Consider the following 26,320-nt stretch of genomic DNA (forward strand, 5'->3'; position numbering starts at 1 on the left):
GACTATGAACAGTATATCTATTAAAGAATTGGATCTTAAGTATCAAGATGCCCATGTTTTAAAACAGCTTAATCTTGATATTAAAAAAGGGGAGTTTTTGGTTCTGCTGGGCTCTTCAGGTTGTGGTAAATCGACTTTGCTTAATTGCATCGCTGGCTTATTGGATATCTCTGCTGGGCAGATTTGGATCAATGATCGCAATGTGACTTGGGAAGAGCCTAAAGATCGCGGAATCGGTATGGTTTTTCAGTCTTATGCTTTGTATCCGCAGATGACAGTGGAAAAGAATTTGTCTTTCGGTTTGAAGGTAAAAGGCATGCCAAAAGATGAGATCCGCGAGAGAGTCGACCGTGCTTCTAAAATTTTGCAAATAGAGCCGCTTCTGCATCGAAAACCGTCTGAATTGTCTGGCGGGCAGCGTCAGAGGGTGGCGATAGGTCGAGCATTAGTTCGAGATGTGGATGTCTTTTTATTCGATGAACCCTTGTCGAATTTGGATGCCAAGTTACGAGCAGACTTAAGAGTAGAGATAAAACGCCTTCATCAGCAGTTAAAAAATACCATGGTGTATGTGACTCATGACCAGGTAGAAGCGCTCACCTTAGCTGATCGCATTGCCATCATGAAGGACGGCGAAATCCAGCAATTAAGTACGCCAGCGGATATTTATCATAAACCCTGTAACCTGTTTGTCGCGCAATTTATTGGCTCGCCGAGCATGAATTTATTGGAAGGTCGTGTCGTTGGCGAAAACTTTGTTTATCAAGATTACCGCGTCAACTTAATAGGTTATGAGTTTATTAATCAAGGCGATCATGACGAGAACGCTTTTTTGGGAATTCGCCCTGAGCATTTGGCGCTTGAGCCTCGCGAGGGTTATGTGAAGTTGACTTGCGCCAAGATTGATATCTTAGAACCAATGGGGGATGAAACCATTGTTTGGTTTGATTTTATGGGTCGTAAATGGTCGGTAAAAGTTCATGGAGATCATCAGCTTAAATGGGATGAAGACGTCGATATTTATCTTGATCCGAAAAAAGCTCATCTCTTTTCGAAGCAAAGTGAAGTGCGGCTTTAAGCCAACAGTCATTGCAATAAAAATAAAAAGGAAACGATATGAACGAATTTTCATTTCAGCTTTATAGCGCCCGTAATACTAAATCTCTCGATGAAGTTTTTGCTCTTTTACACCAAGCTGGCTATCAGCAAGTGGAAGGTTATGGTGGTTTGTATGGTCAATTGGATGAGTTGAAAAGCTTATTAGAAAAACATCAATTGACTATGCCAACCGGGCATTTTGATTTAACCATGTTGGAAAACAATATTCAGCAGGCTTTGTATATTGCTAAGACGCTACATATGCACACCATTATTTGTCCCTTTATTATGCCTGACCAGCGCCCAAATAGTGCACAAGGTTGGTTTGAATTCGGGCAGCGCTTAGAAGCTATTAGAGAAAAAACCATCAATGCTGGCTTTGAATTTGGTTGGCACAATCATAATTTTGAGTTTGAACCGTTAGCCGATGGCTCTTTGCCAATGTCGTTGATTCTAGAAGGCGGCCCGAATATTAAATGGGAAATGGATGTGTCTTGGGTGGTCAGAGGAGGGCAGGATCCTGCTAAGTGGCTAACTATGTATCGTGACCGAATTTGTGCTGTGCATTTAAAAGACATTGCACCCGAAGGTGAATGCCAAGATGAAGATGGCTGGGCAGATTTTACCCACGGAACTTTACCTTGGCGAGACTGGTGGCCAGTAGTGCGTTCAACACCAGCCAATGCGTTTGTGATGGAGCATGATAACCCTAATGATTTATCGCGCTTTGCCAATCGAGCCCTAAGAGGGGCGCAAGCCTTAGTAAAAGGAGCAACAGTATGAAAACTATTTTGAATGTTGGGTTGATTGGCTGCGGAAATATTTCCGACAGCTATTTGTCTTTAGCGCCGCAGTTTTGTGGTTTCAAAATTTTAGCCTGCGCGGATTTAAATACTGAATTAGCGGTAACTAAAGCGCAGAAATATGGCATTGAATCGCGCACTGTAGATGAATTATTAGCCTCTCAAGATATTGATATTATTGTCAATTTAACGATTCCTGCTGCGCATTATGAAGTGAGTATGCAGGCCCTAGAAGCTGGCAAGCATGTTTATTCAGAAAAGCCTTTGGTTTTGAGCCTTGAAGAAGGTCAAAGAATGAAAGCGCTTTCACTAAAAAATGGCCTCAAAGTCGGTAGTGCCCCAGATACCTTTATGGGTGGCTCCCATCAGTTTGCACGACACCTGTTAGATAAGGGCGAAGTTGGTGAGGTGTATTCTGGTACTTGTCACGTGATGAGTGCCGGCATGGAAAGCTGGCATCCAAATCCGGACTTTTTCTTTAAAGCTGGCGGAGGCCCTATTCTTGATTTGGGCCCTTATTACATTGCTAATTTAATTCAATTATTAGGCCCTGTGGAGTCGGTGATTGCCAAAACAGTAATTCCGAGTAAACAACGCAAGATCACCAGCCAACCAAGATCTGGCGAGATGATAAACGTAGAAACACCGACGACCATTCACGCTATTTTAACGTTTGAAAATGGTGCAGTTATTACCTTGGGGGCTAGTTGGGACGTGCAAGCCCATCAACATTCCCATATGGAGTTATACGGTAGTAAAGGTTCTATGTATTTGCCTGATCCCAACTTTTTTGGCGGAAAAGTATCGCTGATTCAAGAGGGTCGTGAAACGCCTTTGCAAGTATGGGATCACCCATTTGGCGTGCCAAATCAAATTCATGGCGAGCTAGCAAAGGCTAATTATCGCACCGCAGGTTTGGCAGAAATGGTAATGGCGATCCATATGGGACGAGATCATATGTGTTCGCTGGACAGAGCTTTACATGGTGTGGAAGTAATGACGGCGATTTTGGCGTCTGGTGAGAGTGGACAATCCATCAAGATGACCACCCATTGTGATCGTCCCCGCGCGCTTGACCCTGAGGCAGCTAAAGCTTTGCTTGCTGCTTGTTTCTAGGAGGAAATTATGAAGACGATACAAGGCCCCGCTATTTTTTTAGCGCAGTTTGTTGGTGATGAAGCCCCCTTTAATAGCTTTGATGCTATTTGTGGCTGGGTGGCTTCTTTGGGTTATAAAGGTGTGCAAGTACCTACTTGGGATAAGCGTTTAATGGATCTTGAGCAAGCTGCAAACAGTCAAGAATACTGTGACGAGCTAACTGCGACAGCAGCGAAACACGGCTTAGTAATTTCGGAATTGTCTACGCATTTACAAGGTCAGCTGGTGGCAGTGCATCCGGCCTATGACGAAGCGTTTGATGGCTTTGCAGATCCGAGCGTAAGAGGCAACCCCACCGCACGCCAAGCGTGGGCGGTGGAGCAACTTAAAATGGCCGCCAAGGCGTCCAAACGTCTTGGTCTGACGGCTCATGCAACTTTTTCTGGTGCTTTGGCGTGGCCTTATTTTTACCCATGGCCACAAAGACCAGCAGGCTTAGTAGAAGAGGCGTTTGCTGAACTGGGGCGGCGCTGGAAGCCAATTCTTGATGTGTTTGATGAGGCTGGTGTGGATCTTTGTTATGAAATTCATCCCGGTGAAGATCTTCATGATGGTGTGACTTTCGAGCGTTTTCTCGATGAAGTGGATCATCATCCTCGGGCCAATATTCTTTATGACCCTAGTCATTTTGTGTTGCAGCATTTGGATTATTTGGCCTTTATTGATCATTACCATAATCGAATTAAGATGTTCCATGTGAAAGATGCGGAGCTGAATTTGAGTGGCAAATGTGGCGTTTACGGTGGTTTCCAAAACTGGGTAGATCGTCCTGGACGTTTTCGTTCTATCGGTGATGGCCAGGTGGATTTCAAAGGTATTTTTTCTAAGCTCACCGCTTATGATTTTGCAGGCTGGGCGGTCTTGGAGTGGGAGTGTTGTTTAAAGCATCCTGAAGAGGGTGCCCGAGAAGGTGCGCAACACATTCAAGACTTTATTATCCGAGTAACCGATAAAGCCTTTGACGATTTTGCTGACAGTGGCATCGACGCGCAAGCGAACCGAAAAATGTTGGGGCTGGAGTGATTTTATGACTGAAGCAAGCAAACGTCGTTTACGTCTTGGTATGGTGGGTGGTGGAGAAGGCGCGTTTATCGGTGAAGTGCATCGTTTTGCTGCGCGTCTTGATGACCATTATGAGCTGGTAGCGGGGGCATTATCGAGCCAATCAGATAAAGCAGAGCGATCAGCGCAGGTACTTGGTCTTGCTCGATCTTATGTGGATTTCGAGCAAATGGCGCAGCAAGAAAGTGAGCGTAGCGATGGTATTGAAGTGGTGTCTATCGTGACACCTAACCATCTACATGCACCGATGGCGATGGCGTTTCTTAAAAGAGGTATTCATGTCATTTGCGATAAGCCACTGACGGCGACTCTTGAAGAGGCGGAAGCGCTATATCAAGCCGCTGAAACAAGCCAAGCGCAGTTTTTATTAACCCATAATTATTCAGCTTATCCCATGGTGCGCGAGGCGCGAGCCATGGTGAAAACAGGTAAGTTGGGCAATATACGTTCTATTCAAGTGGAATACGTACAAGACTGGCTGACGGAACCGTTAGAGAAAACCGGCAACAAACAAGCCACTTGGCGATCCGATCCCGCTCAATCCGGTATTGCTGGTTGTATGGGAGATATCGGCAGCCATGCTTATCAATTAGCGTGCTTTGTTGGTAATACTCAGGCGAAAGAAATCTTGGCGGATTTATCCAGCTGGGGGAAAGGGCGTCAGTTGGACGATGAAGCCAATATCTTGATGCGTTTTTGTAATGGAGCCAAAGGTCATTTGTGGGCGAGCCAAGTGGCGCCGGGCAACGAGAATGCCTTATCATTGCGGATTTATGGAGATAAAGCTGGTATTGAGTGGCATCAGGAATCGCCTAATGAGCTGACATATTCCGTGTTAGGAGAACCAAGCCAACGCCTCCGACGTGGTAATGGTTATCTAAGCGAAGCAGCCACATCGGTTTCTCGTATTCCTTCTGGTCATCCTGAGGGCTATTTAGAGGCGTTTGCGAATTTATACAGTGAGTTTGCTGAGCAGCTACTTACATCAACTCAGAGCCCTAATTTACCAACATTGGCAACGGGGTTACATGGAATGCGGTTTATTGCCGCGAGTGTGTATTCCAGTCAAAATAATTGTCTTTGGGTTCCATTGGACGATTAGTTGCTTTAAGAAGGCAAAGCGTAATATTGGAATCAGCCGCAATATCTATAAGCGGCTTTTTCTTGCTTGCTGTATACTCTCGGCTAAATTGCTAATTGAGTCACAGGAATAAATAGATATGGTCGGAATACAAGCTAATAACCCTTTGCATGGCGTTAAACTAGAGAAGGTTGTCACGGATCTGGTGGAGCATTACGGTTGGGAAGAGTTGGCTATTCGCATCAATATTAATTGTTTTAAAAGCGATCCATCGGTTAAGTCTAGTCTTAAGTTTTTGCGCAAAACGCCTTGGGCGAGAGACAAGGTTGAAGCGCTTTTTTTGGAAACCTTCAGTGAATAATACCCTGACTCACTGGAGAAGGCGGAGTTGCGATTAATGCTAAAGTTGCTCTGCTATTGTGAGCATCTCATGATGGACCAAGTTGCGGCCTTTGTTCTTCGCTGAATATAAATTTTTATCTGCAACTTTAAAAAACTCTTTGAAGGTTTGGCCTTTTTTCAGTTGGGCAATACCAATACTTACGGTGATTTTGATATCTTGTTCGTGGTATAGGAAAACAGAATTCTCAATGTTTCTACGAATTCTCTCTGCAAAGCTGAACGCTTCCGAAGAAGAGTAATCTTGCAACACGATCAAAAACTCTTCGCCACCAATCCGATAAACCTGCTGCTTGTCCGCGTAGTAATGTAATAGTTCAGTAATTTCTACTAAGACTGAATCCCCCACATCATGACCAAACTCGTCATTAACGCTTTTGAAGAAGTCTATATCAATAATCAGTAAATGTGGCTCTTGCGCCTTTTCTTTGAATGGGTCTATTGCTTGCTTGTTGAAGTATTCAAAAAAAAGCTCTAGTGCATGGCGGTTTTTTGCACCAGTTAATGGGTCTTGAAAGGCCATTTTTTGTAAAGCTTTGTCTCTTGTTGTGTATTGGTTTTCGTAGAAATAACAAACCATGTATGCCAGAAAATACGCTAGGACAAAGTTAAGCACGGATCGGTAAGGAATAAATTCTTGCGTGTCTGATTTGCTGAATAACATCCAAATAGCAGGAAAAGATAAGAGAATTGTACAGAATAGCCCTCGTTTGGCTCCGAGTAGTAGACAAAACAAAGGTGGCAAAACCAAAAGCCAGTATACTGCCCCAGCCCTTATATCTGCAAAGTAGAAGGCATACAAAACAGCCGAAGCAAGAGAAAGGATTAGCATATTATTGTGCCAACGCTTCATTCTTCCTTGGTTGGCCTTATAAAAAAAGTACAAATTTAGTACGCCAAATACGCCATCCACTAAGGCAATAGCATTTTGATACAGCAATACAAAATTGAGGAAGCAGAAAAATAAGAGAACAATCCCCGTGCTAAGGCTTAGCCACTTATGAAGCGTGACTCTTGTTTCGATTAGGTGTGGATTTTTGGTGTTCGTCATTTGGGTTTCGTGTGTCTATAATGTAAGCATGCAAAATTTTGAGTTCAACATTCTCCCTTATAAATATAGCTATGTTGTATTTATTTTAGTAACAATTTGTTATCAATAGGGGAGAAGCTATCTGCAGCATTAATGAGCGACTGTGCTGTTAAGGATTCAACGCCATAAACTTCCACTCTGGTTTGGTATTTTTCTCTGAGCGTTTTAGCCAGAATATCGAAGTCTCCATCGCCAGAAAGCAGCACCAGCACATCGCTGTCTTTACCATGTTCTATGCCATCGATAGCAATGCCCACATCCCAATCACCTTTGGCGGAACCATCCGAGCGTTGAATAAAAGGCTTTAATTTCACCTCAAAGCCAATCGCACGTAAAATGTTTTGAAATTGACGCTGTTTCTCATCGCCTCGGTCTATAGCGTAAGCGATAGCCTTTACTACATTGCGACCTTCTGTGGCCTGTTGCCAAAAAGTGTTGTAGTCGAAAGAACGCCCAAATGCTTGTCTCGAGGTGTAATAGACATTTTGAACATCGACTAAAATCGTCACGTTTGTCATGGTATTCCTTGGCAGTATGGGTGAAAACAGAACGGAAAAAGACCACGTTACAAGTATTCGTAGTGAAAAGAAATCATAAAGCTGATAAGAAGAGGGCGATAATTTTCAAACTATCCCCATTATGCTTATTAGACAAAATTTTATTGAATAACGGAGTGTTTGAATATGTCCGGATTTGAGCCTGATAATCGCTTTAAACCGCTAACACCAAGAGAGGAAAATGCTAAAAGTAATGTAGTGATTGCTTATATTTTTATGCTGCTGGGCATATTTACTGGTGTGTTTTGGTTTATTGGTGCGATTTGGGCCATGGTGAAAGCGGACGAAGCTCGCGGCACGTTTTTTGAAGACCACTACGCTAATATCATTGGTACTTTTTGGTGGGGAATTTTCTGGAGTGTCGTGGGTGTGATATTAGCGTTCTTTTTTATTGGTTATATTGTGTTGCTTGGTGTCTGGATTTGGTCAATTTTCAGAATGGTGAAAGGCATCGCCAGAGCGACTTCTAACCAATCTTATCGCGAAATTTTTAATCCTTTTTAGACGTTTTTTACAGCCCATTTGTCCACGCACTTGGGCTGTAAATAAGCGTTCTACTTGGTTGATAGTTCCATCTTACTGTCTTTATAAAGCGTACCTTCGTTTGCCAGTAGTGCGAGCTCTTTTAGGCTAATCGCTGATGAAGGCGACAGCGTCAGGGTTAGCTTTTCTGGTTGCTTTAAAAACCTCAATAACGCCTCGGCAATCAGCTCTGCTTCTTTTGAGTTGGCTGGTGCCAGCCCCAAAGCCTGACTTGCGTATTTCAATCCGTTTAGTTGGTTTTCAGTTGACTCGCTTGAGATCGCTGATTTAGGAACCAAGTGAGCAATTAACCCTGACTCTTCGTACTCTACTTTCAAAGAACGCACTTCAATGGCATCGCCATAGATGATGGGGAGCGCTTCTGGCTGGCCTAATGCAAAAGAGGCAAGAACATCGGAACGCAGATTATCCATCGCAATGTTTTGATCTAATATGCTTATATCTGACGCCCAAGCAAGCTTTCCAATATCTTTAATGTCCAGCGCGAAGCTTGATGAAACCTTGTTGCCTTCAATCTTGGAAGTAAAAGAGCCTTTACCCAGTAAGGTTTCGATTCCAGCAGCGCGCATTAGGTTTCTTGTATCACGGGATAGGCTGTCTATTGGACTTTCTTGAATCCAAAAATCCACGTCTAGATCTGGGTAATTGATCGGATAACTGTTCAAAGATATTCTGGCAAACCTTAGCCATGGGGAAAACTCATTGCCAAAGCTAACATTTTCTAGTGAAGGCGTCAGAGTGAATGGATCCAGATGAACACTTTCATAATGAACAAAAGGAGCGAGGCCAGATAGTTCTAGTTGTTCTTGAATCTTTTGCTCAGCGTAATCCCCACCAAAGCGCTGTACTGCGTAGATGACTAAAACAGCGAAACAAGAGAGTAAAATAAAGTAGGTTACTGCTTTGCCAAGGCCGTTCTTAAATTTGCTTCCGATATTATTCAATTTCTCATCCTAGATTTTCAGCTTGTGTCTGTGTTGGAATAAAACATGCAGGTATTATTGAGCAATGTTGTCGCTATTAAAGGACGACTAACTTGGAACATTATCTAATAAAGGACAATCGAATGCAGTTTAAAAAAAGTGTCTTATTGGCAGTATTAGCAACAACGACGTTATCTGTGCCATCTTGGGGTGCAGAATCTGTCGACTTGCTAATCAAAGACGCTACCGTTTTGACCATGGATAAAAGCAAAACACTCTATCAAAATGGTGTTATCGCAATTAAAGGCAATAAAATATTAGCAGTGGGTGATGCATCATTAGCGGATCAGTTTGACGCAGAAAAAGTGTTGGATGTGGATGGGGATATCGTCATGCCAGGTTTAATCAACACCCATACACATGTATCTATGAGCGTTTTACGTTCTTTGGCAGATGATGTGCCAGATCGTTTACATCGTTATATTTTCCCTCTTGAAAACAAGCTTATCACCCGCGATATGGTGCGTATCGGTGCTAATCTCGGCAACGTTGAAATGCTACGTGGTGGTGTGACGACTTACGCTGATATGTATTACTTTGAAGATGAAGTGGCGAAAACAGTCGATCAAATTGGTATGCGTGCTGTGCTTGGTGAAACTGTCATTAAGTTTCCCGTCGCCGATGCAAAAAATGCCGAAGAAGGCATTAACTATGCTTTGAACTTTATTGAAGAATACAAAGATCACCCACGTATTACGCCAGCGTTTGCACCTCATGCGCCTTATACCAACACGACAGAAGTATTGCAGCGAGTGTCGGATTTATCCAAAGAGAAAAGTGTTCCTGTTTTGATTCATTTGGCTGAATCTCACACAGAGCAGGAAAAAATTGCAGCGCGTGCAGATGGTAAAAGCCCAGTGCAGTACATGCATGATATTGGTGCTTTGAATGAGCATTTAGTTGGCGCTCATATGATCCTAGTAGACGACCATGATATTGAGCTTGTTAAAAAAAGTGGTATGGGCGTGGTGCATAACATGAGCGCGAATATTAAATCGGCGAAAGGTGTTTCTCCAGCCTTGAAAATGTATGACGAAGGTGTACGCATTGGTTTAGGTACAGATGGCCCAATGTCCGGTAATAACCTAAGTACGATTGCGGAGTTTGGTCAGGTCGCTAAAGTTCATAAGTTAGTAAACCAAGATCGTGCTGCTATGCCGCCGATTAAAGTCATTGATATGGCAACAATGGGCTCTGCAAAAGCATTGCATATGGAAGATCGCGTTGGTTCATTGGAAGTTGGAAAACTAGCGGACATTATTGTTGTCGACACCAAAGCACCACATATGGTGCCAATGTATAACCCATATTCTGCCTTGGTTTACTCGGCCTATCCTAGCGATGTTCGACACAGCATAGTCGATGGAAAAATCCTCATGGAAGACAAAAAAATTCTCACCGTAGATGAAGCGGCTATCTTGAAAGAGGCTCAAGACTATACTCAAACCGTACGAGATACAGTGATAGCGAATGGTGAAGAAGTTCTATAAGCCATTTTTGAGATTTTTCTGATTTGATAAAAACCTCTTTTTACCTCAAAAGTAGAAAGAGGTTTTTTATTTTGGTTTCTTTTATCCAATCGCTACGAGTGTGCTGGGATATTGATGAAAAATGCGTACCATAGAGAGGATTGACTAGTATTCACAAGGAGTGCGTTATTTCATCTTTGATTCCCTCGCAAGAGGACTTATGGTTTTTGCCTTTAGGTGGCACCGGCGAGATTGGCATGAACATGAACCTTTATGGTCACGATGGCCAATGGTTGATGGTCGATTGCGGTGTTTCCTTCAATGAGCCATTAACGCCTGATGATTTGCGTACGTCCGAAATAGTATGTGCCGATCCACGGTTTATCAGCGAGCAAAAAGAGCGTTTAGCAGGCATCGTTATTACACATGCCCATGAAGACCATGTGGGCGCTTTGCCTTTTTTGTGGCGGCGTTTCAAATGCCCTGTTTACACCACGGCATTTACCGCCGAAGTGCTGCGCCGTAAGTTGGTTCAAGTGGGCTTAACTGATCAAGTACCGATTATCGAAGTGAAAGAAAATGAAACCAAAAAAATTGGCGTGTTTAATGTCAAATGGTTGGCATTAACACATTCTGTGCCTGAACCTTATGCCATGACCATCGACACACCTGCAGGAAAAATCTTTCATACAGGTGATTGGAAAATTGATAAGACTCCGATTCTTGGTGACGGTTTTTCTCCCTCCGGCTTTAAAGCCCTAGCCAAAGAAAATATTCTTGCCATGGTATGTGATTCCACGAATGCGCTGAAGGATGGTTTTTCGCCGTCAGAAAGCGATTGCTATCATGGCTTATTAAAAACCATCGAGGCAGAAAAGAACCGTGTCGTGGTGGGGTGTTTCAGCAGTAATGTCGCGCGCTTAGTCGCATTAGGGCAAGTGGCAAAAGAGACGGGTCGATACCTTGCCTTGATTGGAAGGTCGCTGATAAATATGGTCAGTGCTGCTCGAGTAACTGGACATTGGCCAGATGATTTACCGATTATCGATGCCGCGCATCTTGGTTATTTGCCAAGAGAAGAAGTACTGGCGGTAGTGACTGGAAGCCAAGGGGAGCCAAGAGCGACCTTGAATCGACTCGCTGCCGATAATTGTTTTGATCTAAGTCTTGAAGCCGACGATCTAGTGATTTTCAGTTCCATGCGTATTCCGGGCAATGAGCTAGCCATAGACAGATTAGCCGAACAATTTAAAGGTCGGAAAATTCGCACTTTGCAAGCTCATGAAACTGACTTAACCATTCATGTGAGTGGTCATCCTTGCCGTGAAGAGCTCAAACAGCTTTATACTTGGGTACAACCACAATTGGCTATTCCGGTTCATGGCGAGCCGCAACATTTGGATGCTCACGCTGAAGTGGCGAAACTCAGTCATGTGCCAGATCAATTAATTGGTCGAAATGGCGACTTATACCAGCTAGCGCCGAACGTGAGCATTCGACGTCAGCAAGTAAAAGTGGGGCGGATTGCGCTGCTTAGGTAAAGACGGTTAATAAAGTTTATTCGTTCTAAAAAGTTGGAGCGAAGACACTTTTCGCTGGCTTGCCTGGGATTTCTTTGGTAAGTCTAGGTACTAAATAGCCGGGAAGCTCTGCGGCGACTTGTCCCATCAAGCGTTGTGCGTCTTCGATAGCAATATCAAAATGCGCTGCGCCTTCTACAGGGTCTAAGGTAAACATGTAGTACGGTAAAATGCCGGCATCGAACACAGCCTCGCTCAAGTTGACTTGAGCTTCGACTGAGTCGTTGACGCCTTTTAGTAAAACACCTTGGTTGAGCAGGGTGACTCCGGCTCTTTTTAGCTTATAAGCCGCCTGTGCAAGCTCTTCGTCCATTTCATTGGCATGATTAATGTGCCACACCATGACAATATCGAGACGACTCGATTTGATCCACGCCAACATGTCGTCGCAAACACGGTTTGGAATCACCACGGGCAAACGTGAATGAATGCGCAGGCGCTTTATTTGCGGTAAAGCATCAAGTTTACGGACTTTATCAGCGAGCAAGCTGTCTTTCATTATCAAAGGGTCACCGCCACTCAAGATCACTTCGTTAACTTCTGGATGATCTTGCAAATACTCAATCACCGACTGCCATTCAGCTTGCGCCAGTTGATTGTCTCCGTAGGGAAAATGGCGACGGAAGCAGTAACGACAATTTACTGCGCAGGTACCAGTGGTAATGACGAGCAAACGTCGTTTGTATTTATGCACGATGGCTTTTTGTGGATTGTGGTCGGCTTCTTCTAGCGGGTCTTTTGTGTAGCCTGCGACTTTTTGCATCTCTAAGGTGCTGGGTAAGACTTGCAATAGCAATGGATCATTTGGATTACCATATTCAATACGAGACAAATAAGGTCGAGGCACCAGTAATTTGAAACTTTCATGTGCTTCTATTCCTTGTTGACTGAGGCTTTTCGGTAGACCTAAATGCTCAATCAATTCAGGTAATGAGGTTAGAGCCTGTGACAGGTGCTGGGACCAGCTTAAATTGTTCTTAGTTTGAATAGGGATCACGTCAAATATCTGCAAAATTGTCTTCATTTAGGTTATGATTGCGCCAACTTATTTGGGCCAATTCGGCCAGTGGCTCTCCGAGACCTTTGCAAACGCTCTTTTATTTGCTTATTTAACCATTCTAAATGGCATCAAAAGAAGTTCGCAGAGATCTTGAGACTGACATGATACGCCAGTCTGAGCCTTTTCTCTAAAAATATACTGTGAGGATGTATGGCTAATATTTCTACCAGCGATATGCGCAGCGGCGCGAAAGTAATGGTTGACGGTGATCCATGTGCGATTATCGATAACGAACACGTTAAACCTGGTAAAGGCCAAGCCTTTAACCGCTTGAAGCTGCGTAATCTACGTTCTGGTCGAGTTTGGGAACGTACCTTTAAATCAGGTGATACGCTTGAATCTGCTGATGTTATGGACACCGATATGGAGTACTTGTACACCGACGGCGAGTTTTGGCACTTCATGGCGGTAGACGGTTCTTTTGAACAACATGCAGCTGATGAAACCGCAGTTGGCGACACAGTAAAATGGTTAAAAGAGCAAGAGAAATACGTTGTTACTCTTTATAACGGTGCTCCATTGGCTGTTGCTGCACCTAACTTCATTGAACTTGAAGTGAAAGACACAGATCCAGGTGTAAAGGGCGATACGGCTAACGGTGGTTCTAAACCAGCGTACTTGGTAACAGGTGCTATGGTTCGTGTTCCTCTGTTCATCAACATTGGCGAAGTTCTACGTGTTGATACTCGTACTGGTGAATACGTTTCTCGTGCAACAGGCAAGTAATTCCTAGCTTAGCGTGATGAATGAAAAAAAGCCCCGATAGGAAACTATCGGGGCTTTTTTATACGATTTTGAGCTGTTAAATAGCTAGCTTGGTAATCAATTAGTTTGTTTCCAAGATTTTACAAAATCTACCATGGCCCTTAATTTCGGAGCCATGTTTTCTCGGTTTGGGTAAAAGAAATAAAAACCAGAAAAGGTTGGCAGAAACTCTTCGAGTAAAGGCACGAGTTTGCCAGCCTTAATAAAGGGGCGGAAGGCTTCTTCTGTCGCGAAAGTGATTCCACCACCAGCTAGTGCAACACGCAACATTAGTCGGAAGTCATTAGTGGTGACTTGAGGCTCTACCGATACCTCAAAGTCTTTTTCGTTTTCACTAAACTCCCAATAATAGGGGCGATTGTTTAGCTTTGGTCGCCAACCAATGCAGCGATGATTGAGTAAGTCTTTAGGGTGTTTTGGAATACCTTGCTGCGCTATGTAGTCTGGCGAAGCAACAGCCATATCTCTTTGTAAGCCGCAGAAAGGCAGGGCGATCATATCTTGTTCTAAGCTATCGCCAAGACGAACTCCTGCATCAAAGCCTGCTTTTACAATATCAAACTCATCATCGGTGACTGTAATATCCAACTCAATGTCTGGGTACTTTTTTGAAAACTCGACAATAAATTTTCCTGATAAAAAAGGTTCTGCAATAGAGGTCGAAGCTATTCTTAGTAATCCTTGTGGGGAGTTGTGACTGGTAATATTTTCTAAAGAAGAATTCACATTCTCTAAGTGGGGGTGCACTTGTCTATAAAGACGCTCTCCAGCTTCCGTTAGTTTCACGCTTCTTGTGGTTCGGGTAAATAAAGCGATGCCTAGTTGATCCTCAAGCTTTCTAATCATCTGACTGACTGCTGAGCGTGTTATTCCTAGTCTGTCGGCAGCCTCTCGGAAATTGTGCTCTTCCGCGATGGCTATAAAGACTGGCAGGATGTTCAAGTCGATTTTCATTGTCATAATTTGCTTACCAATATGTCAAGTAATGGCTATCTACTCTAATCAATATGACGTTTTTATAATGTTAAAGCAAGTTGAGACATAGCAATGTCTCGATTCTACTCTGACAATATAAAAGGTGATCTATGACACATCTCAAATCGACTCTTTCTCTAGTACTTTTTTTTAGTTTAGGTTCTGTGCAGCTGCAAGCTGCGGAGCAAACTTGTGCACAAACTGGTGCAGACTCTCCATTGGAACTTCACAAGCATTGGATTATGAAGGGATGGGAAAAAAAGACAGATTCTCCTGAGTTTATTTTCGCCACGAAAATGAGCCGTTATTATAACTTGCAAGATCCATCTGGTATTTATTGGGATAACTTTGCTCCTGGTGACAATCAGTTATTTGATAATGCCGCGATTTATGGTGCTAATTGGGAGGGGCTACAAGCTAACGCTGAATCTGTGACACATGCTCTGACAGAGGGGCATAGTGAACTTGTTGGCGATAAGGTGTCTTCAACAACCATTGGGTTTGTTGGAACAATAACGCAAAAAAGTGGTGGAGTTATTCCATTTAATGGACGCTCTCAATTAGGCTGGAGATGTGATTCTGGCGAATGGAAGATCCATCAAGAATTGAACTATGCGTGGGTTGTTGAAGCTAAAGATATTGCACACTACTACGATGCGATGAAAAAGGAACATTGAAAGAGTATGGCTAAAAAAGAGCCAGAGGTTCCGCATCCTTATGTCGGTATGTGGATGACAGAGGATAGCTACATACGACATCAACTATTACCTAATAACCGTTATATTGAAGCAAGAGGGAATAAAGAAGTGGCTTATCAAGGGCGCTACCGGATCTCTGGCGATTATATCGAGTATTGGGATGACACAGGCTTTACCGCAGATGGAACTTTCATAAATGGTGTGCTGTATCATGCTGGAATGATTTTATATCGCCAGTAGCTTCGCCAAATAAAAGCCTCGATTCTAGTAAAAAGGGATCGAGGCTTTTTATAATAATTACAGTTTAGTAAAGCGAATAGTTATTTAGCCGAAATGACTTTGTCTACAGAGTAAGAGCCCGCGCCGCTGAATACCAAAGAAACTGCAACGATTAATAGCGTTAGAGCGTATTCGTAGCCGTTGTTCGACATGAACAAGCCGTTAGAAATATGCACAGTTACGATTGCAATTAGCATAGTGAAGGCAATAACTACAGAAGCTGGACGAACTAGCAAACCGATTACTAGCGCAGCACCGCCAAAGAATTCTGCACTGCCAGCCAAAAGAGCCATCAAATAACCAGGTTCAAGACCAAGAGACGCCATGAACTGACCTGTCCCTTCAAGACCGTAACCGCCAAACATAGCGAACAATTTTTGTGCGCCGTGTGCCATTAGGATTAGACCGACTGGAATGCGCAAAATTGTGCTAGCAATACCAGATGTCGTGCTTGTGATTTTTTGGATGAATGATGTAGACATTTTTATTTACCTTAATGTTAGGGGGTTAAGTGATACGTACTATATATAAAAAAAAGAAATAGAATAACGGAGTTTTTTGAGGTAAATGATCAATAAAATTGAACATTGCCTAAAACACTCATTTGAAAGCGGTTTTATTGGAAAATATTCCTATTTGGTTCAGTTATAAGCAAAAAAGTAGCAGAATTTTTTATCATGAGAGTGGTAGCGTGTTGTTATTACTATTAATAACAACAAGTAGAATAAACATGTCTAAAGCATTAATCGGAAAAGTCGCCGTTGTCACCGGTGGCGCATCAGGAATTGGGTTAGCAAGTGTTGAAGGCATGATAGCCGAAGGAGCTAGAGTCGTCATCGTTGACCGCGACGAAAAGGCACTTCAAGTATTGCAAGATAAGCATGGCGACTCAGTCATGACTCTTTCTGTCGATTTGTTAGATCCAGCTGCTTGCTCGGCGATGGTTCCGCGAATTTTAGAAAAAGCCAATGTGATTGATATTTTTCACGCCAATGCGGGTTTGTATGTGGGCGGTGATTTAGTTGATGCCGATAATGACGCCATAGACCGAATGTTGAATCTGAATATTAACGTAGTTATCAAGAACGTGCGTGATGTCTTGCCGCATATGATTGAACGAGGTGTTGGGGATATTTTAATAACCAGTTCGTTAGCGGGTCATTTTCCGACACCTTGGGAACCTGTTTATGCTTCGTCAAAATGGGCGATGAATTGTTTTGTGCAAACGGTACGTAGACAAGTCAGTAAACATGGCATTCGTGTTGGCTCTGTGTCGCCAGGTCCAGTGATTACCTCTTTATTATCTGATTGGCCAGCAGAAAAGCTTGCAGAAGCCAAAGCAACAGGCAGCTTGATGGAGGCCAGCGATGTGGCGGAAGCTCTCATCTTTATGCTTACGCGTCCTCGTCATGTGACGATTCGAGATGTGGTGATGTTGCCGTCGCAGTTTGACCTATAGCTAGAAGCCTTTGCACGACGACTAGGTTCGTGCAAAGGTGTTTCTATGTGATAGCCGTTATAGCTTAACGATCAACTTGCCGGTATTTTTACCTTCAAAGAGTAGGTTAATGCCGCTTGTCGCGCTTTCAATGCCTTCAATTACGTGTGCACGATATTTTAATTCGCCTTTGCCTAGCATGGCACCCAGCGCCTGACCGTATTCAGGAATACGATGGAAATGATCTGGCATGGTGAAGCCTTGGATAGTTAAGCGACGCTTGATGATACCAACCCAGCTTGGCCCTGGTGCAGGCTCGGCTTTTTGGTAGTCAGCAATCAAACCACATACTGCGATACGACCATGGGGATTCATACGTTCAAAGATCGGGCCTTGCGCCACGCCGCCGGTATTTTCAAAGAACAAATCGATGCCGTTTGGCGTCGCTTGCGTCAGTTGCTCAACAAAGTCTGCGTCTTTGTAATTTATCGCATGGTCGAAGCCCAGCTCTTTGGTAAGCCATTGGCATTTTTCATCCGAACCTGCGACACCAATAACCGTTAAACCAAGATTTTTCGCCATTTGCCCAACAAGAGAGCCAACTGAACCCGCTGCCGCAGTGACAATAAGTGTTTGACCTGCTTCTGGTTTGAGTACTTCAAACACACCGTGATAAGCGGTAATGCCGGGCAGAGCGATGACGGATAAAATTGCTTCAGCGGGTAGCTCTTTTGGAATGACGTTTAAGCCATTGCCATCGCTGATTGCGTACTCAGTTAACCCCATAAGACCCATAACACGGGAACCAACAGGAAATTTCTCATTATTAGACTCGACAACTTCACCAATGCCGCTGGCGCGCATGGTGTCACCTAATTTTACGGGTGGAATGTAGCTATTTTCATCAGGGCTCATCCAACCACGCATGGCCGGATCTAAAGAAAGGTGAGAGAGTTTTACCAGTACCTCACCTTCTGCTGGCGTGGGGATATCTTGAGTAACAATATTAAAGACATCTTCGGTAATTTCTAATTCAGGACGTTCTATTAGTTTTACGGAACGGTAAGCCATATCAAATATTCCTTTTAATGTTTCTCTTAATAGTTACATAGAGAGTTTGGGGCGCTTTTATTGATCTAAAGGTTAGGATTAAAGGAGTAAAGGTGCAAACGCTCAAATCTAGTTACGCCTCTGCTTTCATCAAATCATTGATTATGTTGCACAAGCTGATCAATTGTTGATAAGTACTGTATTTATCCCCAGTATTTTCTAGCGGCCAACCACAGTTGATGCGCAAGCAATCGTGATAAAAGTCGTGGGTGCTGAAACAAGCACCGCTGCGTATGTCGACGCCTTGTTTATTGGCTTCTTTTTCAAGCTGCACCGCATTTAAACTGGGGATTTGCACCCAAAGCACAATGCCGCCTTTTGGTGCACTGATTTTCGCCGTGGCGGGCAAATGTTCGAGTAAAAATTGTTGGTAGCTGTGGATCTGTTGATTCAATACCGTACGTATTTTATTCACATGAGAGCGATATTCACCGGTGTTGATAAACTCCGCCATGCAAGATTGTATAAGTCCGTTCACGCCAAAGCTGGTTAAGGCATGTTGATTGAGATAAGGCGTTAAATATTGACCCGGAACACACCAACCAAGTCGCAGTCCTGCGGCTAAGGTTTTTGAAAAAGATCCGCACCAAATCACATATCCCTCTTTATCCCAATATTTTGCTGGCAGAGTTAGTTGTTTCTGGTGGCTTAATTCGAAATAGACGTCGTCTTCTATCATCGGTGTTTTGTATTGCGTGGCGAGTTTGGCGAGAGCTTGTTTTTGCTCAATTGGCAATGTCATTCCTGTTGGGTTCATATTTGATGTGCTAAACAGTGACGCTTTAATTAGGCTTTGTTGCAATAAGGTCTCCAGATGGCCTAAATCCAATCCTTGCTCGCTAATAGGGATTTCAATCACTTTACGAGATAGGGCGCTGAGCAAATCGAGCAAACCGCTAAAGCAGGGCGAGCTAATAGCAATAGTGTCGCCTTCCTTGGTCACGCTTTCTATCGCCAGTTTGACTGCATCGATACAGCCATTGGTGATGACAAAGTCGGCTGCGGTAAAAGCAAGGTTGTAGTGACGAAAGTGCTCGGCTAGAGCGCTTCTTAAGCCTTTATCACCTTGCGTCTCTGGATATTGGAATAGATGGTTTCCCGCTTTTTGAGTGACGCGCTTTATGCTGCGTTGTAGGGCGATACTTGGTTGTAATTCTGGCGCAATCATTGAGGTGCCAAGAGGACTAAAAAGTGCCGAGGCAGGATTATAGCCATTTAACGGCGCAAAGCGTTTTGGGTCGCGTTGTTCAATACTTTTGATGTCGAGACTTGGAAAGGTCGTACTTTCGAGTTGATTAGCTACAAAATAACCGGATTGCGGTTGGGCATAAATCCAACCTGTTTGCTGCAGGTAATCGTAGGTTTTGGTTGCCGTTGTCATGCTGACTTGATGTTGCTTCGCCATGGTCCGTAACGCTGGCAAGCGGCTTCCCGCAGGCAGTCTTTGCGCTTGTATGTCGTCGATATAATGCTGAGCAAGTGTCTCGTAAAGCGCCATAACCTCTCCAAAAATATTTCTCTTTCCTGAATTGTACTCTTATTTTTATTGAAAATTGAATCTGTGTTCTTTTTTGTTTTCTAGTGATACTAGGGGTCAATGTTGAGTCAGTGTGGTGCTTCTTTTCGAAACTATCGCCTACCTCAGGAACCACCACACTGACTCAACACGCGAGTTCGTTGTGATACTGGAAAGCTATGTTTTTTTCGAAACTAGCGCCTAGCTCATCGAAATACGGCGTTTATTGGAATGTTGTGGCGCTCACCAACTATTAGAAAATTTAGGAACGAATAATGAAACTACGAGACTTTGGCTTGCTGTTTGCATTGATGGCGTTATGGGGATTGAACTTTAGTGTGATCAAGCTTGGGGTGAACAGCGTTCATCCTTTAGTGCTTACCGCGTTGCGTTTTAGTTTTGCGGTGTTTCCTTTGATTTTTTTCATTAAGAAGCCGGACGTGCCATGGCGTTATTTGATCGCTTACGGTTTGTCTTTTGGTGTCGGCGTGTGGGGATTAACGACATTATCGATTGGCGCAGGAGTCTCGGCGGGAATGGCATCTTTGTTGTTGGATATGAGTATTGTCAGTAGCTTGCTGGTGGGGTGGTTATGTTTAAACGAAACCATCACTCGCAATAAGTTGCTTGGTGCAGGATTGGCATTACTGGGGCTTGCTCTGATCATGTACTCCGAAGGAGGCGCGGTGACGGGCAAAGGCTTAGTACTGGTATTAATAGCGTCGATGTTTTGGAGTATTAATGGATTAATTGTAAAACGCGTGAATACCAAAGCTATTTTCGCTTTTAATATCTGGGGAATGCTGTTTGCACCTTTGCCATTGTTGTTACTAGCGGTTACTTTTGAAGGGACGCAAGTTATCACTGAGTTGCCGAATCAATTTACTCAATGGACGTTATTTTCGGTTCTTTTTCAAGCTTACCCGACGACATTATTGGGTTACTGGTTTTGGAATAAGATGATCATGAAATACTCAGTTTCGAGCGTGGCTCCAATGACCTTGTTGGTGCCAGTGTTTGGTATTTTAGGCGGCTATTGGTTTTACCATGAGCCAATAGAAACGACTCAGATCATCGCCGCCGTATTGATTTTGTTGGGTCTGTTTGTTGGGCAAATGTCATTACCGAAAATTTTGTCTGTTAAGCAATATAAGGGAGTTTAATGATGCAAGAAATTCACTATGTCCTAATATTAATCGGTGCTTTTGTTGTTATGGCAAGCCCTGGGCCTGCGACCTTAGCTATTGCATCGACGTCAATGAATCAGGGGCGCGTGCAAGGTTTGGCGTTGGCATCTGGAATATCAACAGGTTCACTATTTTGGTCTTGTTCGGCGGCCTTTGGTTTAGGTGCTGTGCTGTATGCCAATGTCTGGCTATTCGAAAGCTTACGTTATGTTGGCGCAGTCTATTTATTATTTTTAGCGTACAAATCTTGTCGTTCAGCAATGACGAATAAATCGGATACGAGCAAAATGTTGACCACGCTAGAGACTCAACAAACATCTTTACGCTCAGCTTATCTTCGTGGTTTGGCTATCCATTTAACCAATCCTAAAGCGATTTTGTTTATAGGATCGTTATTTGCCATGGGGATGCCGAGTTCGGTTTCCACACAAGGTTTGTTGTCTGTGATTGCCTTATTAACGGTTCAAAGCGCCTGCATAAATTTGGGCTACGCTGTTCTGTTTTCCAACCCACGGATTCGCCAAGGCTATTTCAAAATGAAACGCGGCTTTGACGCTGCCTTCGCGCTGATGTTTGGCGCAGCAGGTGTTAAAATACTGTTTAGTAAATTGGCCCCATAGATGTTCTATTATTGATCTAATGTCGAGCCAATACGTTGGATTAATTTTCTTACCTCTGGCAAATAGCGGTCTTCGTGATGGGTCACTAGCCATTGGTCGTGGCCTAATTCCTCCACTATATTTCCAATACGCTGTAGGGACGGCTGAGTATCACCAATAAAGGTAGGAAGCAGCGCGATGCCTTTGCTTTCAACAGCCAAGTCAAGACTGTTCCTTGGGGTGTTTACTTTGTAAGCAATATCATTGCTACTGATATTGTTATGAGTTCAGCGCGTTGATGGGGGGTCAGCCATTACCTTAAAGCTAACTACTCAGGCATTGAAAGGAAAGTTATTTTCAACTTTATATTTTTCTATATACGACGTTTTTTTAGTGCTTAAGTTAGTAGGTTTTGAAAAGGCCAAAACCTTCAGTTGGTGTTGGCCTTTAGCTGGTTTATAAAATCTTATTGCTACTCCATAAAGGAATATCGATTAAGTTGAAGGTGATGTGTTTTCTGCTTCAATATCTTTATAGTGTTTTAGAATTGAGTTTCGATCACCTTCAGAGAAAGCTTTAATTGGTATTTTTCGAATGATTATCTGCCCCTCTTCACGGATTTCTAAAGTCAAAATATTTTTTTCGAAATAGGTTTTTCTTATGTCCGTATCTTTTATTAGCCAGCGGGAGCTTGCTGGAGCAAGCTTTATTTCTGAGTGGTTCTTAAAGATACGAATTGCTTCTAGTTTGTTTTTAAATATATATAGAGCGATCATTAAGACGCCCATTGCGGCACTGAAAGGCGTGATAAATACCCCAAGTACTATAAAAACAAAACCTATTACTAAGATTCCAGCTTGATTAGCTAGATGATAAACTTTCTCTGGTGTTTCAATTTCTAATTGTTTACTCATCGTTTAATCTTTCCTTGAATTTACGTTTTGATTCTTTATCCATTGTATTTCTAACGGCTATAACGCCTAAGATACCTATGGGGATAAACGCTAAGAAACCAGCCATAGAAATATAAGCAAATATATTCTTTTGGGTTTTAGCGTAAATTAAACCAAAGGTAGCTAGGAAAAATGCAGGTATAAATAAGAAATTTACAGGGCTGTATTCTGGGTCAGACTGAATGATTAATATCAACAGTAGCTGTATACACAATGATACATAGTAGAGCCGTTCCATCTTTTAATATCTCCTTTTTGTCCTTAATCGAAGGATTATAATGGATATACTTTAGAATTCAAAGGAGAAAAGGAGGTGTTAAGGTAAGTGTATTTGTTATGATACTGTTTATTTTTCAGAGTGTTTGCTATGTACGATGCTTCTTTGTGGCAACCCAGTGCTGATCTTTCTATTTTGCAAAAGCGCGCACAGTTACTGAAAGCCACTCGTGCTTTTTTTGATGCCCGTGAAGTGATGGAAGTGGACACACAGTGTTTATCTTTAGGTAGTATTACGGATCCGCATATTGAAGTCTTAACCAGTCATACTCACTCCCAAGGGAACGATCTCACTTACTATCTACAAACCTCGCCAGAATTCGCTATGAAGCGTTTATTGTGCGCAGGTTCTGGCTCTATTTATCAATTGGGTAAAGTATTCCGCGCTGAGGAAATCGGCCGTCGTCATAGCATCGAATTTACCATGTTAGAGTGGTATCGAGTGGGGTTTGATCATTGGCAATTGATGGATGAGATTCAACAGTTGCTGTCGGTACTGTTAAATGACGAGACGTTGACGTGTGAGCGACTCAGTTATCAAATGGCGTTTTTACGCCATACTGGATTGGATCCTTTCACAGCAACAATGTTCCAGCTACAAGAATGTGCTCATGAACACACAGAATACGGCTTGCAGGAAAATGACCGTGATACCTTACTTGAGTTGCTTTTTTCTAGCGTGATAGAACCTGCTATTGGTAAAGACTCGCCTTGCTTTATTCATAGTTATCCCGCCTCGCAAGCGGCACTTGCCAAGACTCATCTTGATGAAAAAGGCCAATTAGTCGCCGCGCGTTTTGAATTATATTGGCAAGGTATGGAACTGGCCAATGGCTATCATGAATTGACTGATCCTAAGGAACAAGCAAGACGCTTTGCCGAAGACAAAGAAACACGTGTACAAATGCGCTTAGCTGATCGTCAGTTTGATGAGCGATTAATCACCGCATTAGAAAATGGCTTGCCAGATTGTGCCGGTGTGGCGTTAGGTGTGGATCGCTTGTTGATGTTACTGTGTCATAAATCCCATATTGCAGAGGTGTTGCCTTTTGCTCACAATCGAGCGTGACCAAAAGGCTCGCTAGTCTAAATCTTCTGTTTTTTATGTTTATTAAGCCAGTCTGATTCACTGAGTGGCTCTGATAAATGGTAGCCCTGTAAGTAATCGATATTAAGGTCAACCAGGTGTTGTTTAACGGCTTCATTATGGACAAACTCAGCTTGTGTTTTAATGCCTAACGAATGAGCTAAGTTATTAGTGTGCTGTACTAGTTTTTGCAGTTTTTCGTCTTTATCGATGGTTTTAATAATACAACCATCTAGCTTGAGAATGTCTGGGTTTAGTGCAATTAGTTTTTCTAGATTTGAGTAGCCTGCGCCAAAATCATCTATGGCCAACAATGCGCCAGCATTTCTAAATTCATTAATAATGGGACTGATCCACTCATAGTCTTGAATGGACTCTGATTCAGTAATTTCTAGAGTTAAACGACTTTCGACATTGTTGCGTTGGAAAAAATGTCGTAATGCCTTTAGGGTCGCATAGTGTTTAAAATCCAGAACAGACAAGTTTAATGCGACTTTGACATTGGGATAAGTATTTAGAATATGCTCACACTTAGCCAACATGAATAGCGTGATTTTAGCATAAAGCTGGGTTTGTTTTATGAGGTCTAAAAATAAAGCCGGACTTACAATTTTTCCATCGATACGCGCTCTAAGTAGAGCCTCGGCTCCCACTTCTTCACCCGTTTTACTATCATAATAGGGTTGAAAGTAAGCTAAAATATCGGCGTTCTCTAAAGCTTTACGAATTTTAAGAATCCAATCTAAATTTTCTTCGGTCGATGTACTTTCAGGTAGGTCACCATTCCAATAAATGGGCTGGTTGTTCATTTGAGCGTACCGTCTTGCCTCACTTGCTTTGATAAGTAGGTGTGATTGCTCACACAACGCACGACCATTTTGATCCAGCGCAGAAGCCATGCCAACAGAAAGGCTTAAGGTTAGTAGTTGTTCCACTTTTTTCATGGTGGAAAATTCTTCGTTTTCAATCTCTTCTGCTAGGTTACGAAACAACCTAAATATCTTATGCGGGGCAATACGATTATGAATCGAGACGGCAATTTCATTGGCGGATAAGCGGTAGCAAGTGAACTCAATGCCTACCGAGTTTGTTCCTAAACGGCGTTTTAAATAATGGGCAAGTTGGGCAAACAAATCATCTGCTGCGTGGTAACCATATTGCTGATTAATTAAACGAAAGTTACGTATCCTAAAGACGGCAAGATGGGCTATATCCTGTGAGTTATTTAAGCGGCCAATCAATGAGAAGCGATTAAGTAGACCTGTTTGTAAATCATGTAGCCAGTCACTATTTGCACTGTCTGTTTTTGTGCTCCTACCAAAAGAGGCGTGCTTTTGTTCTAGTTCTTCAAATGTATTGCTAATCAAGTTAAACATGGGCGCCAGTGAATCACGTTCATCTGGCAGTTGTAATGACGCCGGTTTGCGTTTTGGTTCGCACCCAGATTCGCTGATGGCTAAATATGTCAGCGTGTGCTGCATACTTTTGGTGCCAAACTGAGATGAAAAAAACTCGCCAAAACAGTAAGCACCATGAAGCGGAAGAATTTGGTTTAGCATGTTTAGTTGGTCGTTCGGTACTTCACCGACATAATCTTCACGGCTGATGCAGTTAAAAACAAAGATACTATCGGGACTTTGTTCGCTCAGACTTTGTATTTTGGGTGCGATAGAAAGTAGAGATTGAACGGGGTGAAAGTAAAGAAACTTCACATAAGCACCTTCAGGGAGTGCCTCGCTCATTAGTATGCTGCCATCACTTTCCCAACTTAATGGCACAGCATTGATTTCAATATTGTTATGCACTGTCTTGAGCGCAAAATTATTCGCTAAGGACAGGCTAATACGTTCACCATTAGATAAATAACGCTGATAGATTTGCTGGGCAGGCAAATGATCAATCTGTTTGAGAACTTTACCTTCACTCTCTGTAATGAGCATACGCCGACCAATAGCTATGTTGTCGACAAAGAGGTCATTCTGATGCGTTAGGCATTGGCCTGTAATACCAACGGCAACGGCCTGCTTTTGAGATACCTCGTTCTGACAAAGCACCCAGCTATTTGTGTTGCCAGAAAGCCCAGCACGGCCACCGCTTATGACAAGGTCATTTTCTAGCGATACTTGGAAGAACTCGTCTTGAAGTGCGTCTTTGGAATCGACAAGGACGATATAAACACTGGTTCGGTTTTTTTCTTCGTCGGCAAGAAAAGGAGCGAAAAGACGTTGTCCCGATTGCTCTACTTTAGTGTTGTCATAAGGGGCGGAGTTATAAGTCAGGTGGCTACGTTCAAAATAGGATAAAATAAGCGTGGCACCGCTGCTTTTGACTAGGCCATTTGAAATGTGTTTCTGGCTGGCCATACCGATACGGCAAGCATTCGGAAAGCGTTGAGAAAGATAGTTGGCCCATGGTTTTGCTTCATCGATCGGAAAAGTGCCGTACAGTTGGATAAGGTCTGGAGGCTGTATTCCTTTCAGTTTTTGATCAAGATCCTTAAACGCTAGACTATGAACACTGATGGAATACATTTTGATCCTATTTAATAAAGTTC

28 protein-coding genes are annotated in these 26,320 nt (G+C 43.0%); 16 read left to right on the plus strand and 12 right to left on the minus strand.

What is annotated here, in order from left to right; translation table 11 throughout:
* Positions 1-4: 4 nt before the first annotated feature.
* From JSY38_RS12850 to JSY38_RS12875, 6 genes are all read left to right on the plus strand, one after another.
* Complete coding sequence (locus JSY38_RS12850) at positions 5-1,078, plus strand: ABC transporter ATP-binding protein (RefSeq protein WP_205113521.1); 1,074 nt, start codon at positions 5-7, stop codon at positions 1,076-1,078.
* 38 nt (positions 1,079-1,116) lie between these two features.
* Positions 1,117-1,881 (plus strand): sugar phosphate isomerase/epimerase family protein, encoded by a 765-nt coding sequence (locus tag JSY38_RS12855; RefSeq protein WP_205113522.1) that lies wholly within the window; start codon positions 1,117-1,119, stop codon positions 1,879-1,881.
* Positions 1,878-3,017 (plus strand): Gfo/Idh/MocA family protein, encoded by a 1,140-nt coding sequence (locus JSY38_RS12860; RefSeq protein ID WP_205113523.1) that lies wholly within the window; start codon positions 1,878-1,880, stop codon positions 3,015-3,017. The genes JSY38_RS12855 and JSY38_RS12860 overlap by 4 nt, the downstream gene beginning before the upstream one ends.
* Positions 3,018-3,026: 9 nt before the next feature.
* A complete protein-coding gene (locus JSY38_RS12865) occupies positions 3,027-4,082 on the plus strand; it encodes a sugar phosphate isomerase/epimerase family protein (protein WP_205113524.1) in 1,056 nt (351 codons plus the stop codon).
* A gap of 4 nt (positions 4,083-4,086) precedes the next feature.
* Entirely contained in the window at positions 4,087-5,223 is a 1,137-nt protein-coding gene (locus JSY38_RS12870; RefSeq protein WP_205113525.1) for a Gfo/Idh/MocA family protein, read from the plus strand.
* Positions 5,224-5,341: 118 nt separating this feature from the next.
* Positions 5,342-5,563 carry a VF530 family protein gene (locus tag JSY38_RS12875; RefSeq protein WP_205113526.1) on the plus strand — a complete coding sequence of 74 codons (222 nt, stop codon included), beginning with the start codon at positions 5,342-5,344 and terminating at the stop codon, positions 5,561-5,563.
* Positions 5,564-5,602: 39 nt separating this feature from the next.
* Here JSY38_RS12875 and JSY38_RS12880 read toward each other — a convergent pair whose 3' ends face one another.
* Together JSY38_RS12880 and JSY38_RS12885 are read right to left on the minus strand one after the other, a co-directional pair.
* Positions 5,603-6,652, minus strand: coding sequence for a GGDEF domain-containing protein (locus JSY38_RS12880; RefSeq protein WP_205113527.1), 1,050 nt, complete (start codon positions 6,650-6,652; stop codon positions 5,603-5,605).
* Between the two features lie 80 nt (positions 6,653-6,732).
* On the minus strand, positions 6,733-7,209 hold the full coding sequence (locus JSY38_RS12885; RefSeq protein WP_114412416.1) for a LabA-like NYN domain-containing protein: 477 nt from the start codon (positions 7,207-7,209) through the stop codon (positions 6,733-6,735).
* A gap of 165 nt (positions 7,210-7,374) precedes the next feature.
* Here JSY38_RS12885 and JSY38_RS12890 point away from each other — a divergent pair, with 165 nt between their 5' ends.
* A complete protein-coding gene (locus JSY38_RS12890) occupies positions 7,375-7,752 on the plus strand; it encodes a DUF4870 family protein (RefSeq protein WP_205113528.1) in 378 nt (125 codons plus the stop codon).
* 50 nt (positions 7,753-7,802) lie between these two features.
* Here JSY38_RS12890 and JSY38_RS12895 read toward each other — a convergent pair whose 3' ends face one another.
* Positions 7,803-8,735 (minus strand): hypothetical protein, encoded by a 933-nt coding sequence (locus JSY38_RS12895; protein ID WP_205113529.1) that lies wholly within the window; start codon positions 8,733-8,735, stop codon positions 7,803-7,805.
* Between the two features lie 122 nt (positions 8,736-8,857).
* On the opposite strand from JSY38_RS12895, the gene JSY38_RS12900 reads away from it, so the two are divergent.
* Together JSY38_RS12900 and JSY38_RS12905 are read left to right on the plus strand one after the other, a co-directional pair.
* Positions 8,858-10,264 carry an amidohydrolase gene (locus JSY38_RS12900; protein WP_205113530.1) on the plus strand — a complete coding sequence of 469 codons (1,407 nt, stop codon included), beginning with the start codon at positions 8,858-8,860 and terminating at the stop codon, positions 10,262-10,264.
* Between the two features lie 176 nt (positions 10,265-10,440).
* Positions 10,441-11,784 carry a ribonuclease J gene (locus JSY38_RS12905; protein ID WP_205113531.1) on the plus strand — a complete coding sequence of 448 codons (1,344 nt, stop codon included), beginning with the start codon at positions 10,441-10,443 and terminating at the stop codon, positions 11,782-11,784.
* A gap of 25 nt (positions 11,785-11,809) precedes the next feature.
* Here the strand turns inward: JSY38_RS12905 and epmB are convergent, their stop codons facing one another.
* The gene (epmB, locus tag JSY38_RS12910) at positions 11,810-12,820 is read right to left on the minus strand and encodes an EF-P beta-lysylation protein EpmB (protein ID WP_205116815.1); all 1,011 of its coding nucleotides are present in this window, start codon (positions 12,818-12,820) and stop codon (positions 11,810-11,812) included.
* A gap of 213 nt (positions 12,821-13,033) precedes the next feature.
* Between epmB and efp the strand changes: the two genes are divergently transcribed.
* Positions 13,034-13,609, plus strand: a complete 576-nt coding sequence (gene efp / locus JSY38_RS12915) for an elongation factor P (RefSeq protein ID WP_205113532.1) — start codon at positions 13,034-13,036, stop codon at positions 13,607-13,609.
* Positions 13,610-13,705: 96 nt separating this feature from the next.
* Here the strand turns inward: efp and JSY38_RS12920 are convergent, their stop codons facing one another.
* Complete coding sequence (locus JSY38_RS12920) at positions 13,706-14,608, minus strand: LysR family transcriptional regulator (RefSeq protein ID WP_205113533.1); 903 nt, start codon at positions 14,606-14,608, stop codon at positions 13,706-13,708.
* Positions 14,609-14,733: 125 nt separating this feature from the next.
* On the opposite strand from JSY38_RS12920, the gene JSY38_RS12925 reads away from it, so the two are divergent.
* Both JSY38_RS12925 and JSY38_RS12930 read left to right on the plus strand, forming a co-directional pair.
* Positions 14,734-15,300, plus strand: coding sequence for a hypothetical protein (locus tag JSY38_RS12925; RefSeq protein ID WP_205113534.1), 567 nt, complete (start codon positions 14,734-14,736; stop codon positions 15,298-15,300).
* A 6-nt stretch (positions 15,301-15,306) separates the two neighbouring features.
* Entirely contained in the window at positions 15,307-15,561 is a 255-nt protein-coding gene (locus tag JSY38_RS12930; RefSeq protein ID WP_205113535.1) for an Atu4866 domain-containing protein, read from the plus strand.
* Positions 15,562-15,641: 80 nt separating this feature from the next.
* Here JSY38_RS12930 and JSY38_RS12935 read toward each other — a convergent pair whose 3' ends face one another.
* On the minus strand, positions 15,642-16,082 hold the full coding sequence (locus JSY38_RS12935) for a DoxX family protein (protein WP_205113536.1): 441 nt from the start codon (positions 16,080-16,082) through the stop codon (positions 15,642-15,644).
* A gap of 248 nt (positions 16,083-16,330) precedes the next feature.
* Here JSY38_RS12935 and JSY38_RS12940 point away from each other — a divergent pair, with 248 nt between their 5' ends.
* On the plus strand, positions 16,331-17,059 hold the full coding sequence (locus JSY38_RS12940) for an SDR family oxidoreductase (RefSeq protein WP_205113537.1): 729 nt from the start codon (positions 16,331-16,333) through the stop codon (positions 17,057-17,059).
* Between the two features lie 57 nt (positions 17,060-17,116).
* On the opposite strand, the gene JSY38_RS12945 is transcribed toward JSY38_RS12940, so the two are convergent.
* Both JSY38_RS12945 and JSY38_RS12950 read right to left on the minus strand, forming a co-directional pair.
* Positions 17,117-18,109 (minus strand): NADP-dependent oxidoreductase, encoded by a 993-nt coding sequence (locus tag JSY38_RS12945; RefSeq protein WP_205113538.1) that lies wholly within the window; start codon positions 18,107-18,109, stop codon positions 17,117-17,119.
* A 112-nt stretch (positions 18,110-18,221) separates the two neighbouring features.
* Positions 18,222-19,646 (minus strand): aminotransferase-like domain-containing protein, encoded by a 1,425-nt coding sequence (locus JSY38_RS12950; protein WP_205113539.1) that lies wholly within the window; start codon positions 19,644-19,646, stop codon positions 18,222-18,224.
* Positions 19,647-19,939: 293 nt separating this feature from the next.
* On the opposite strand from JSY38_RS12950, the gene JSY38_RS12955 reads away from it, so the two are divergent.
* Both JSY38_RS12955 and JSY38_RS12960 read left to right on the plus strand, forming a co-directional pair.
* The gene (locus tag JSY38_RS12955) at positions 19,940-20,827 is read left to right on the plus strand and encodes an EamA family transporter (protein ID WP_205113540.1); all 888 of its coding nucleotides are present in this window, start codon (positions 19,940-19,942) and stop codon (positions 20,825-20,827) included.
* Entirely contained in the window at positions 20,827-21,471 is a 645-nt protein-coding gene (locus tag JSY38_RS12960) for a LysE family translocator (RefSeq protein WP_239543968.1), read from the plus strand. The genes JSY38_RS12955 and JSY38_RS12960 overlap by 1 nt, the downstream gene beginning before the upstream one ends.
* A gap of 8 nt (positions 21,472-21,479) precedes the next feature.
* On the opposite strand, the gene JSY38_RS12965 is transcribed toward JSY38_RS12960, so the two are convergent.
* From JSY38_RS12965 to JSY38_RS12975, 3 genes are all read right to left on the minus strand, one after another.
* A complete protein-coding gene (locus JSY38_RS12965; protein WP_205113541.1) occupies positions 21,480-21,671 on the minus strand; it encodes a hypothetical protein in 192 nt (63 codons plus the stop codon).
* Between the two features lie 273 nt (positions 21,672-21,944).
* A complete protein-coding gene (locus tag JSY38_RS12970) occupies positions 21,945-22,364 on the minus strand; it encodes a hypothetical protein (protein WP_205113542.1) in 420 nt (139 codons plus the stop codon).
* Positions 22,357-22,641: a hypothetical protein gene (locus JSY38_RS12975; protein ID WP_205113543.1), complete on the minus strand. Its 285-nt coding sequence runs from the start codon at positions 22,639-22,641 to the stop codon at positions 22,357-22,359. The genes JSY38_RS12970 and JSY38_RS12975 overlap by 8 nt, the downstream gene beginning before the upstream one ends.
* 129 nt (positions 22,642-22,770) lie before the next feature.
* Here JSY38_RS12975 and epmA point away from each other — a divergent pair, with 129 nt between their 5' ends.
* A complete protein-coding gene (epmA, locus tag JSY38_RS12980; RefSeq protein WP_205113544.1) occupies positions 22,771-23,748 on the plus strand; it encodes an EF-P lysine aminoacylase EpmA in 978 nt (325 codons plus the stop codon).
* 17 nt (positions 23,749-23,765) lie between these two features.
* Here the strand turns inward: epmA and JSY38_RS12985 are convergent, their stop codons facing one another.
* Positions 23,766-26,297, minus strand: a complete 2,532-nt coding sequence (locus JSY38_RS12985; protein WP_205113545.1) for a bifunctional diguanylate cyclase/phosphodiesterase — start codon at positions 26,295-26,297, stop codon at positions 23,766-23,768.
* Between the last annotated feature and the right edge of the window lie 23 nt (positions 26,298-26,320).

This window comes from Marinomonas foliarum (assembly GCF_016906065.1).
GTDB lineage: Bacteria > Pseudomonadota > Gammaproteobacteria > Pseudomonadales > Marinomonadaceae > Marinomonas > Marinomonas foliarum.